The following is an 11,712-nucleotide window of genomic DNA, read 5'->3' on the forward strand; positions in this document are numbered from 1 at the left end:
CATGTGACGTATTCAAGGCGGTACGGTCCGCTGAATGCGTATGTTTTTCAATAATTATGCAATGGCTTGACTTGAAAAATACGTCGATTCCACTGATGAATCTAATTAGTTCTATCATTTTATCATTGACCTATCATGTTAGCAATTCAAAGTTTTTATGATTGTGATAATAAATCTTTTACATTACAGCTTCAACGTATCAATGCAAAAATATCTCATTTTTATGTATAAATATTCACTTTTTAAAAATAGCCTTTCCTATTCCTCTTAAGGAACAGAAAAGGCTGACAAAGGAGATTTGATGAGTCTATAGACCATCAAATGTTTTCCCGCAAATCAGATATCCGTATTAAAATTCGAGACTTTCGCCGGGCTTCAATGCTTTCCCTTCAATGCCTTCTTTGTGCAGGCGATCACAGAAGCCGTCTCCGTCCTGCTCAATACCCGGGAACGTATTGTAATGCACCGGTATTACGCGGCTTGCACGCAGCCATTTTGCTGCCAGCAGTGCATCCTCCGGTCCCATCGTATAACCATCTCCGATCGGCAATACCGCAGCATCAATGGAATTAGTTTCCCCAATGAGACGCATGTCGCCAAACAGGCCAGTATCCCCTGCATGAAAAAAGGTTTGGCCTCCCATGGTCAATAAAATCCCCGCAGGCTCTCCCATGTAGATGGTTTTTCCGTCCACCGTCAAAGATGAGCTGTGGAACGCAAGTGTGAATTTCACATGGAAACCGTCAAAGTGGTGCCCCCCACCCAGATTCATACCGTGAGCTTTGGCCCCCAAGGATGAACAATATTCGGCCAGTTCCGCGACTGCGATTACAGGACAATCATTGCGCTTGGCAATTTCAACAGCATCTCCAAAATGATCGGCATGACCGTGTGTCAACAGTACGGCATCCACCTGAATATCCTCGGCCTGTACGGTTGCTTTAGGATTTCCCGTCAAAAAAGGATCAATAATAATCCGTTTCCCCTCTGCCTCTACCAGTACAACTGAATGTCCATAATATGTGATTTTCATATCATCTACGCCTCCTTTGTCACTTTCATTATTTTGGTTACTTTCCTTTACCTATTATACCTCTTTTGCATAATGGCTTCACCTGTACCACAAAATCCGTTCACAAAGCTGAACCCTATTGTTTAGAAAGGGCTGTTATTTGTAGAAGGCTGCCAACTAAACCGTTTTAATCTATACATTTACTGATTTGAAACGCTCATGGGTTTTATGCCAAATGCTCATTTATAGAAGGTATGATGACCGATAGTTTTCACCTTGGTACGCGAATGATGAACCGTAAGGTCCTGGGCCAACGTAAGCGACAGGAAAAAACAGGTGTTATCAGGCACGGCTTTATGGCCGTTCAAAGCAGCAGTAACCGCACGTATGCTGTCCTGGTTGGGCTGAACACGACGAAGACGCCCGTTCGCGACCGGACTAAATTGCGCTTTTTGATAGATCACTGCCTGAATCGTATCGGGAAATGGGGCTGACCGCAGCCGGTTTAAGACAACGTTGGCAACTGCCACTTTGCCTTCGTACGGTTCGCCTTCTGCTTCTGCCATCACTATTTTTTGCAGCAGGAGCAGTTCTTTAGCGGAGACAGGATAGCTCCAGGTAGACAACGCCTTGTCATCCTGAGTGAGCATTTTTGTCTTCGTAAAGTAGATGGTTGTAGGAGGGGTTAGGATTGCGGACTTGCTATGCTGGACCTCAGGCTTTTTCTTGCCTGTAGCAACGTTATTCCGAGCTTGTTCCGCCTGCTTCATCTGGGAAGCGGGTAACGGAGTCGGCATGATTTCTTTCCAGCTTGACTGCCCATGAGCAGCGACAAAGATGGGGCTTGTCCTGTTTGACCCGTTATGGGTCCCCATCCTGTCGCCATATGAAGGAGCCGAAGAGTTCCCTGACCAGCTCAGAGATTGCATAGGTGTATTTTTATGATTGTTCTGTGTTTGCTGAACCTCAGCGTAGAGGCCTATCCCCAATATACAAACAAGCAGCACACTCAAAAGAGGTGCAAACCAACGATGCTCTTTAACGATTTCCATAATGTTCCTCCCGTTAACTTTAAGCACATTCCTCAGATATGTAACCCAAAATGCGCCTTTTGAATAACGCTGAAACACTATATCACTAAATTCGCTGATAGATCAAGGCTTTCACCTCATTAATGGGAATATTTGAATTATTTGGTACATTGGTTTTTGCCCCATTCGAGTTGCATATAAAACAAATTCTCCCACTTCCCACGGCTCGTCGCATCGGTCATTTGGCTGCCAAATAGACGGTGGAATAGGCTGTTCTCCTGTGTACGAACGTGCTAGGGTGATATGAGGTCGATAAGGTCGTTCCTCGGGTTTAAAACCCAGCGGTTCGGTAGCCTGAATTATGGACTGGTACAGTTGATCCAGTGACTCACGCTGCCCGGTCACTCCCCTCCACAATACACGCGGAAATTCTTCACGGCCAAAAAAGCCCGCTTCTCCAATGCCGAGCGTGAACGGGCCATGCTCAGCTGCAGCTTGAACTAAAACCTGCTCAAGTTTTGGTATAGCCGCAGTCTCCACATCACCCAAAAACTGAAGTGTCACGTGATAATCTCTGAAATCACTCCATTTGCGAAAAGACAGGTCATTCAAATCCTGCTCCACCCAATCACGTAACTTCTTCTTATGCTCATTCGGGAGAGCAATAGCTGTAAAAAGTCTTTGCGATTCATTTTTCATCAACCTATACCTCCTTTCCTAATAGATATTTGTGGATATCTCAAAAAGTAGCTGTTTGGATTGTCCCTGATCAGGGTAAAGCCATTTGTTGTTATATATAGTGACACTGCGAGCTCGTTTTTACCCATCTTATGCAATTTTTTCGGCAATCTGTTATTCTTGAAAGGATGGTTCGCCAGAATATATTGGAAACTCCAAGGAATCAAAAATCGAGGAGGCTATGAACTATGGGAAACATTTTAAGCTTACATCAACTTACGGAAGAGCAAAAAAAACAAGTTCGTGCAACGGCTCCGGACTACGAGTTGATTATTGGCAAAGCTCAAGAATTAGAGTCTAAACAAATCCGTGAGGCCGAGGTTATTCTAGGCTGGTCCAAGCATATTGCCGAGGAGGCCTTACATCCAGACAGCAAGCTGAAGTGGATACAAACCTGGTCGGCTGGGATTGATAAGCTCCCGCTTACCAAATTGGAGAAGCGTAACATTTTACTAACGAATACAAGTGGTGTACATGCAATTCCAATTACAGAGCAGATCTTTGGAATGCTGCTATCGCATACACGTTATTTACAGCAAGCAGCTCTCTTGCAACGTCAGAAAACATGGCAGCCACCGAAAGGCCAACTGACGGAATTACGTGGCAAAACGCTGTTGATTACAGGCGTTGGCGAAATTGGCCGTGAAACAGCGCGGATTGCAGAAGCTTTTGGCATGCGGGTGATCGGAGTCCGCCGTTCTGGCAAGGAAGCTCCCCATGTAGAGCACATGTATACTAACGAACAACTACACGAAGCATTGGGAGCAGCGGATATCGTGGTAAATATATTGCCATTCACCGAGGAAACCCATCACTTCTTTGACGAAAAAGCATTTGCAGCTATGCGTAAGGGAGCCTTCTTCATTAATGTAGGCCGCGGTGGCACCGTTCATACGGATGCGCTTGTACGCTCTTTGGAGCAAGAGCATATTGCCTTTGCCGGACTGGATGTATTCGAGGAAGAACCGCTACCTGCTTCACATCCGCTATGGAGTCTGGACCATGTCTTGATCACACCGCATATTGCAGGCGATACGGACCGATATGCCGAACGGGCGGTAGATATTTTTCTTACTAATTTGAATGCCTATGCCGCTGATCAGGAGCTACCGCTGAATGTGGTTAACTACAAAACTCAGTATTAACTCACTACTTACAGATCCAAATTTCCCGACTCATACCTGGCTTATGTATGCGGCATTGCTCCGTAAGGGTCCAGCCTGACTCGGATAACAATGTTTCCATCGGCTCCGTGCTCACGACCACTGCCCGCGCGGCCAAGCGTCTCAGACTGCGCAGCATCTTCTTTTGTTCATCAGCCGGGAGCACGGAGCACAGGTTATAGGGCATATCCAATATGGCCGCATCGTATGTACCTTCGAGCATATTCATATCCCCCAGCTTCACTAGATCTTCTTCATATCCAAAATGACGCAAATTCACTCGTGCCCCACGCACCGCCAACGGGTTGATATCACAACCGCGAATATCCTTTCCCATACTCAAAGCCTCAATCATTACATTGCCCATACCACAACACGGGTCTAGCAGTTTCAATGAGCCTGACTCTCCCTTTGCTGCTGTTAGATCAGTTGCTGCCAAATTCACAAGTGCTCTGGCTACCAGAACGGGTAGTCCAGTAGAATAATTTTGCGGCTTCTGACGACGCTCCTGCCACGATCTGTCGCTATACTGACACGTGCCCAGTAGCCACCGTTCTCCTATCCGAATAACACCAAGGGTGATATCCGGTGTCTTCATTTGCGCCTGCCCATGAATACGTGCACCAATCCGGCGTTCGATCCCGCGCCGCTCGTCATAGTCAGCCTCATGGTCACCTTCTTTAAGGCACAACACCTTGAAAGTCTTTCCTTCCTCAAGTTGTAACATAGAAGCTGCCTCGCATAGCTCTTCCAGCGTTCCCGCATCTGTCATTACATCCAGCCGAAGATGAATAAACGGGCTCGTCTCCGGCTCCAGACGCCGATGGGACAATAGGATAGAGTCCTGCACGGGCGGCTGATCGAACAAGCATTTTAATTCCAAAAGACATAACTCACGCTCTGTTTCATGACATGCATAGGTATAGACGTAGCTTGGTTTCATTTCATCGATATTCGTTTTCTGTTTATTCATGTCAAATCTCTTTTCATTTGGAATCAAGGCTAGAATTTACGGCCTCCGCTATTAGACAGTAGGAGTGAAGCCGCTGCTCATAATCGGGAATCGGTGTGACCAACAGAAACTCATCAGTATCATATTTAATCTGCAATTCACGTAACCATTCGGCAATAACCGACGGCGTTCCCACCAGCCAACCGGCTCGCATTGCCGGGTTGCCCAATGAAATCTGACCAGCCCATTGCTGCGCCAGCTCATCCGTCAAGGCACATACTGCTCCTACAGCAACCATGGTACGTGGCTTGTCCATCCGGTTGGATGGTTGAAAGCTGGAGCGGTAAATGCTTAGCATTTCTCCCGTTTGCTGTTCACTCATAAACTGACCGAATACATAGCCTGTTGAATACTGGGCGGCATATTCGGCACTTTTTCGGTTTGTACCCAGCATCCACACTGCTGGCGGCTGTTCAGGCATTGGCCGGGCAAACACGGGCACCTGTTCATATTCGTAAGTACCTTCCAGCAAAGCCAATAGGGCTTCCATCGTCTGTGGCAGCTCCGCCACATGTTGAAGAAAATTGCCGCTCAGTGCCATCGAAGCATGAGGTCCCCCACCAGGTGCTCTCCCCAGGCCCAATTCAACTCTGCCAGGATATAGAGCTGTCAGCAGATGAAACCATTCCGCGACCTTGACTGGACTATAATGCGGGAGCAAAATAGCACCCGCACCCAGTTTGATTGTCTTCGTCACCGCTCCGATATGAGACAGCAGCACTTCCGGGCTGGAGGAAGCCAGCCCCTCCATATCATGGTGCTCCGAGGTCCAGTAGCGTGTATATCCCCATGCTTCTGCCCGTCTCGCTAGTTCACCAGCTCGTTGAACCGCCTGCTCCGGACGGTTACCGGGCAGCAACGGCACCATATCGAGCACACCGAGATTCAACCTTTTTATAGATAAAGACTGAGATGGCATAGACACAATCCTCCCTCCTACTATCCGCTACAAACCAGTTTCTTCTACTATATAGGGGGAATTTAAAGGTTAATCCAGATCATAAATGGAACCCACCTTCAGGCCGTATAACTCATTATAGATTTTTTCAGCAAAAGCATCGGTCATGCCTGCAATATAGTCTATAACCATATGCTCCCATGTCCAGATCGGCTTCGTCTTGGCTTGGTCGCGCTCATAGCGCTGGAGCCAGTCGCTTGGAATAATAGATTTGGATGTTTCCGGGTCCAGAAAAGCCAACCAAAGTCGTTTGAGCATCCACTCACTCCGTTTTTGCAGTCGCTGTACGCGCAGATCGCGGATCATCGTAACCCAAGCAAAGCTTTTCAATACACTCACCGTGCGCAGCATATCCAAATCTTCGTTTCCATCCCGTACAAAGGTCACCTTTTTCCAATTTCCATCATCAATTACACCCAAGCTGCTGACAAACAGACTGACCCAGTATGCCTTCACTTCACGGCGGGTCCGGGAATAATCGTGTTCACACATCGGCATCTTGCCATTCCACACCTTCAAAAATTCACTCAGCACAGCCGCTACCTTCTGCTCAATCTGAGCCAGTTGCCAGCCTTGCCAGAAGCTATCCTCCAACGTGGTGATTTTCTCCGTAATCAGACGAATTAAATACGGATCATACAAGAAGTGCTCGTGTACCTCGATTTTTCCAGCCTTAATCCCATCCTCCAAATCATGCGCAGAATAAGCGATATCGTCGCACAGGTCCATAAGCTGGGCTTCCAGCGTTTTTTTACCATCAGGGATACCCCAATCCTCGCGGATGGAACGTATATATTCCCACTCATGCAGATACAACCCTTTTTTGTTCAGAATCCCTGGGTACGGGTATTTGTTGATCCCCAGTAACACAGCGTCCGACAAATTCAAACCATCCACGTTCTCACGCTTCTCCAAAAACATAATCAGCCGGAAATTGTGCGCGTTCCCTTCAAAATGCTCATAAATTCGTCGCTCACGCGCATAGGCCTCCTGTCCACGCTTGGACTCCGGTGTGAAGCCTCCGGCAGAGGATATCTTTTCTACCTTTGTTTTAGTCAGTTGATCCAAAATCCCGTCCAGCACCTCTTCTCCCTTGTGTCCGAACGGGGGATGCCCAAAGTCATGTGCGATGGAAGCACATTCTACCACTTCAGGGTCAATGATCAGTCCTGCGTTATCTGCCTGTTCCAGTTCTACTTCGGGATGGCGGCGCAGCAAGCTTCGTGATGCTTCACGCGCAATTTGCGCTACCTCCAAAGAATGCGTCAGTCGTGTGCGGTAATAATCGCCCGTGCCTGCGCCAAATACCTGTGATTTACCCTGCAACCGACGGAAAGTCGGTGAATGGATCAAACGGGAGTAGTCCCGTTCATATGCGGCCCGTGAAGCGTCGCTTCGTGTCTGTTCCGCAAACTGTCGATGCTCTCTCTTGTCCTGCCATGTCATAAAGCCCACTCCCTACGTACTCAATTGGAGTGATTATACATTTTTTTTGCGCCTCAGGAAAGCTCACATGACTTTCAACTGTAAAAGTTACTTTTAGCGTCACTGCGCAGTCGGATGGTGCTTCCGAAGTGAGCTATCCTACGGAAAGCTCTTAATGTCATATAAAAAAGGTGTTCTCCAGCCATTTGATTCAGGCCAGAGAACACCTCTTTACTCAACTTTATATACCTCACCACTTTTGCTCTAACGCTTCGCCCTCGGGTCCAATACATCCCGCAACCCATCACCCATCAGATTAAAGCCCAATACGGTCAGCATGATAGATACCCCCGGAAAAATAACTGTCCACGGCGCGTTCTGGATATATTGCCGCGAATCGGACAACATTTTACCCCACTCTGGCTCAGGAGGTTGTGCACCCAAGCCCAAAAATCCAAGCGCTGCCGCTTCAATGATGGCCGTTCCGATCCCCAACGTTCCCTGTACGATGATCGGCGTCAGGCTGTTAGGCAAAATATAACGGAGGATGATTCGTGTATTGTTGGCTCCAAGCGCTCTGGCAGAAGTGATATACTCCTCCGTTTTGACACTCAGCACCTTAGATCGAACCAACCGTCCATATGTTGGCACATTGACAATGGCAATGGCATACAACGCATTTTCCAATGAAGGTCCTAGAATGGCCACAATAGCAATGGCCAGCAAAATCCCCGGAAATGCCAGTAAAATGTCGAATAGCCGCGAGATGACCATATCTGCCCATTTTCCGTAAAATCCTGCGATTAAACCTAAGGCCGTTCCTACAATCATTGAACCAATAACGGACAAGAAACCGACCCACAACGAGATTCTGGCTCCATACAGCGTGCGAGTCAGTAAATCTCGACCGAGATCATCCGTACCGAACCAATGCTCCGCAGAAGGAGGCTGCAAACGGCTCACCAAATTTTGCTCTTTATAGTCAAAAGGAGCAATCCACGGCGCAATCAAAGCAATGATGACAAAGAAGATAATAATGCTCAGGCCGACGAACGCCATTTTGTTGTGACGGAAAGCCCTCCATGCGTCTCTCCAAGGGCCAGTCACGACAGGCAAATGCGCCAATGTGCTGCGTGTCGTCGGTATGTTGTTGGGTTCCATTGAAAATTGTGACATCGGACAAGCTCCCCCTTGAACAATTGGCGACTTGATTACTGATAACGGATACGCCGGTCGAGCACCGCGTACAGCAAATCGACAATCAGATTAATGATGACGAACAGGAACGCAATGATCAGAATTCCGCTTTGAATAACCGGATAGTCACGCGAGCTGATCGCTTCAAAAATATACCGTCCGATGCCAGGCCAGGCAAAAATGGTTTCTGTCAGTACCGCGCCTCCCAGTAGGGAGCCAGTCTGAAGACCGATGACAGTAAGTACGGGGATCGCAGCATTTTTAAGCGCATGTTTGTATACGACTTGAAAAGATGCCAGCCCCTTCGCCCGAGCTGTACGGATATAGTCCGCATCCATAACCTCCAGCATGCTGGAACGGGTAATGCGCGCAATGACCGCCATAGGGATCGTTCCCAGTGCGATACTGGGCAGGATCAAATGCTTGATGACGGTCCACACCTGATCCATACGTCCACCTATGAACGCATCAATCACGGCTAAATGTGTCACAGCTTCCACCGGATCACGGGAATTCATGCGTCCGATGGAAGGAAGCCAATGCAGTTTATTTGCAAAGATCCATTGCTCCATCAAGCCCAGCCAAAAAATCGGCATCGATACTCCGACCAGGGCAATGACCATACTGACATAATCAAACCAGGAATTTCTCTTCCAGGCACTCACGATGCCGGCATTCATTCCGACTACAACGGCAAAAAACATGCTTGCTACTGTCAACTCCAGCGTAGCCGCCAGATAAGGGACCATTTCCCGGGCAATCGGCTGCCTGGTGCGAATGGAATCACCCAAGTCCCCTTGTGCCAGCTCACCTAAATAGGTCCCATATTGCTGTAACCACGGCTTATTCAGCCCCAATTGCTCACGTAGCACCTGCTTGGACTGCTCCGTAGCCTTATCTCCCAGTATGGTTTCCGCCGGATCTCCCGGAATGGCATGAATAATCGAAAATACGATGAGCGTCATGCCCAGTAATACAGGAATCAATATAGCCAGTCTTTTCACAATATATGAGTTCATATCAGATTCACCGCCTACTTGCGTTTGGGCTATTCAAAATAAATATTTCCGTACGCTTCCATACCTGCTGGAGAAGGTACAAAACCCTTGAGATTCGCTTTACCTGCCATCAGCGGTGTGCTGTGAACCAATGGAATCCACGGGGCATCCTGTTTAATAATCACTTGTGCTTGTTTATACAGTTCCCCACGCTTGTCCTGATCGACCTCAACCTGCGCCTTCACCAATATTTTATGAAGTTCCTCATTCACATAAAAACTGCGGTTATTGCCTGGAATCGTATCCTTGTCCAGCAATGTATAAAGGAAATTATCCGGGTCACCATTGTCCCCGTTCCATCCCAGCATATACAGATCATCCTTTTCCCCCGCCTTAACATCATCCAGATACGTAGCCCATTCCGGGGATTGGATGTTTACTTTGACGCCTATTTTTTCAAAATCGGCTTGAATGGCCTCTGCCACCTTTTTGCCGTCAGGCATATAAGGACGAGATACGGGCATTGCATAGAAGGTTAACGGCTCGGGAAGCCCGTTAGGAAAGCCCGCTTCCGCCAGCAAAGATTTAGCCTTATCCAGATCATAGGCGTAGTCCTGAATACTATCGTTGTACCCCCATAACGTAGGTGGCATCGGATTGACCGCAGGCTTAGCCTGCCCTGCAAACAATGCATCAATAATGGCCTGCTTGTTCACTGCGTGATTCAGTGCCTGCCGCACCTTGGGATTATTGAAGGTTTTTTTCTTTAAATTAAAGCCAATGTACGCCACATTAAAGGAGGGACGTTCAATTTTGACCAATTCGCTATTACCGTCTAACTGCTTTGCATCATCCGGGTTCAAATCCTCCATCAGGTCAATTTCCCCGTTTTGCAGAGCATTAAATCGCGCGGTATTGTCGGGTATGGAACGAACAATGATCTTTGCCAGCTTCGGCTGCCCCTTTTTCCAATAGTTTGGATTCTTCTCCAGCGTGATGGTATCATTCCGTTTCCATTCCTTAAATACAAAAGGACCCGTGCCGACCGGATTACTCTTGAAATCAGCCTTTTTCTCCTGAATAGCCTTGGGACTTGAAATACTAAAGGACGGCATAGCGATATTTTGTAAAAACGGCGCCTGCGGCTTGTTTAGTGTAAACTGGACGCTGTTCGCATCTACCGCTTTAACCTCCTTAATCACCCTACTTCCTTCAGGACCGAACATAGAATCATAATAGTCAAACGAGTCACCTTCAAATTTGTATGGACTTTTCGGATCAGCCCAGCGGTCAAAGTTAAACACAACCGCATCTGCGTTAAAGTCACTTCCGTCATGGAATTTTACACCCTGACGCAGCTTGAACGTATAGACCAGTCCATCCGGTGATACTTCCCAGCTCTCTGCAAGCCCCGGTTGGATCTCCGTTGTGTTTTCCTTATATTCCAGCAGTGTGTCGAACACTTGCATTCCGATTTTTAGCGACTCGCTTTCAGTCACAATGGCAGGATCTAGCGCCACGGAATCTCCGCCGCGTCCATAAATGAGCGTGTCCTGCACGCCCTCTCCTGCTCCGCTTGGTGTTTTCTCTGCCTCTGGCTTTGCTCCTTCACCTGATCCCCCACAACCGGAAAGCGCCAAAACAGCTCCTAGCGCAAGCACCAGCAGAACGGTCCAGACTTTGTGTTTTGCATACTTTTTGCTCATGCAGCAAACCCCTTTCACACCTTATATATTGTTAATTCGTTGATACCGGATGAATGCCAATTCCTTTGGATTGACATGACAAGCTTGTCCTCAAGCTGTGGTCCCAGGTTCCGAGTTCATCAAATAGGTGTAGTAGGGAAGGTATAGGGTTCTATGGACAGGCTTTTATTGAAAATACTGGCACAGAAGTGTTCATAATCTAGTGGTGTAAGAGATGCTGTAGGGTAATGAATAGATGTGATGTAATAAATAGAAAGAGGAGTATGTGAGGTCGTGGTGAAAGTGTGATATATACTCACAAACAGTGAATATTATGCTCAAACAAAGTTGATTATTGGATACTTTACTATAAAATCTGGAAGCAGACAAGGGGGTTTTTCATACATTACGATATGTTTTTATACATCATGTCAATTAATATTACAAACCAACTTACACGATCATATCAAACAAATGCTCCTACTTGGGATCT

Annotated in this window: 10 protein-coding genes; 1 reads left to right on the forward strand and 9 read right to left on the reverse strand. The window is 47.3% G+C overall.

All coding sequences use genetic code 11. The features are described 5' to 3' along the window. Positions 1 to 349: 349 nt before the first annotated feature. The 3 genes from ACQW03_RS05440 to thpR all read right to left on the reverse strand — a co-directional run bounded on the left by ACQW03_RS05440 (position 350) and on the right by thpR (position 2,742). Positions 350 to 1,033 carry a metal-dependent hydrolase gene (locus tag ACQW03_RS05440; RefSeq protein ID WP_071639857.1) on the reverse strand — a complete coding sequence of 228 codons (684 nt, stop codon included), beginning with the start codon at positions 1,031 to 1,033 and terminating at the stop codon, positions 350 to 352. Positions 1,034 to 1,251: 218 nt separating this feature from the next. Beyond that, a complete protein-coding gene (locus ACQW03_RS05445) occupies positions 1,252 to 2,064 on the reverse strand; it encodes a cell wall hydrolase (RefSeq protein ID WP_071639856.1) in 813 nt (270 codons plus the stop codon). Between the two features lie 111 nt (positions 2,065 to 2,175). After that, positions 2,176 to 2,742 carry an RNA 2',3'-cyclic phosphodiesterase gene (thpR, locus tag ACQW03_RS05450; protein ID WP_071639855.1) on the reverse strand — a complete coding sequence of 189 codons (567 nt, stop codon included), beginning with the start codon at positions 2,740 to 2,742 and terminating at the stop codon, positions 2,176 to 2,178. A 227-nt stretch (positions 2,743 to 2,969) separates the two neighbouring features. Here thpR and ACQW03_RS05455 point away from each other — a divergent pair, with 227 nt between their 5' ends. Continuing rightward, positions 2,970 to 3,926, forward strand: a complete 957-nt coding sequence (locus tag ACQW03_RS05455; protein ID WP_441948603.1) for a D-2-hydroxyacid dehydrogenase — start codon at positions 2,970 to 2,972, stop codon at positions 3,924 to 3,926. Between the two features lie 4 nt (positions 3,927 to 3,930). Here ACQW03_RS05455 and ACQW03_RS05460 read toward each other — a convergent pair whose 3' ends face one another. The 6 genes from ACQW03_RS05460 to ACQW03_RS05485 all read right to left on the reverse strand — a co-directional run bounded on the left by ACQW03_RS05460 (position 3,931) and on the right by ACQW03_RS05485 (position 11,240). After that, on the reverse strand, positions 3,931 to 4,917 hold the full coding sequence (locus ACQW03_RS05460; protein ID WP_441948605.1) for an RNA methyltransferase: 987 nt from the start codon (positions 4,915 to 4,917) through the stop codon (positions 3,931 to 3,933). A 13-nt stretch (positions 4,918 to 4,930) separates the two neighbouring features. Beyond that, entirely contained in the window at positions 4,931 to 5,875 is a 945-nt protein-coding gene (locus ACQW03_RS05465) for an MsnO8 family LLM class oxidoreductase (RefSeq protein WP_441952307.1), read from the reverse strand. A gap of 69 nt (positions 5,876 to 5,944) precedes the next feature. Beyond that, on the reverse strand, positions 5,945 to 7,360 hold the full coding sequence (locus ACQW03_RS05470; RefSeq protein WP_441948607.1) for a deoxyguanosinetriphosphate triphosphohydrolase family protein: 1,416 nt from the start codon (positions 7,358 to 7,360) through the stop codon (positions 5,945 to 5,947). A gap of 243 nt (positions 7,361 to 7,603) precedes the next feature. Continuing rightward, a complete protein-coding gene (nikC, locus tag ACQW03_RS05475; RefSeq protein ID WP_023987407.1) occupies positions 7,604 to 8,515 on the reverse strand; it encodes a nickel transporter permease in 912 nt (303 codons plus the stop codon). Positions 8,516 to 8,550: 35 nt separating this feature from the next. After that, positions 8,551 to 9,555, reverse strand: coding sequence for an ABC transporter permease (locus ACQW03_RS05480; RefSeq protein ID WP_441948609.1), 1,005 nt, complete (start codon positions 9,553 to 9,555; stop codon positions 8,551 to 8,553). Positions 9,556 to 9,584: 29 nt separating this feature from the next. After that, on the reverse strand, positions 9,585 to 11,240 hold the full coding sequence (locus ACQW03_RS05485) for an ABC transporter substrate-binding protein (protein WP_441948611.1): 1,656 nt from the start codon (positions 11,238 to 11,240) through the stop codon (positions 9,585 to 9,587). Between the last annotated feature and the right edge of the window lie 472 nt (positions 11,241 to 11,712).

Origin of the sequence: Paenibacillus sp. DRB1-1 (assembly GCF_052119485.1) — a bacterium.
Classification (GTDB): domain Bacteria; phylum Bacillota; class Bacilli; order Paenibacillales; family Paenibacillaceae; genus Paenibacillus; species Paenibacillus polymyxa_B.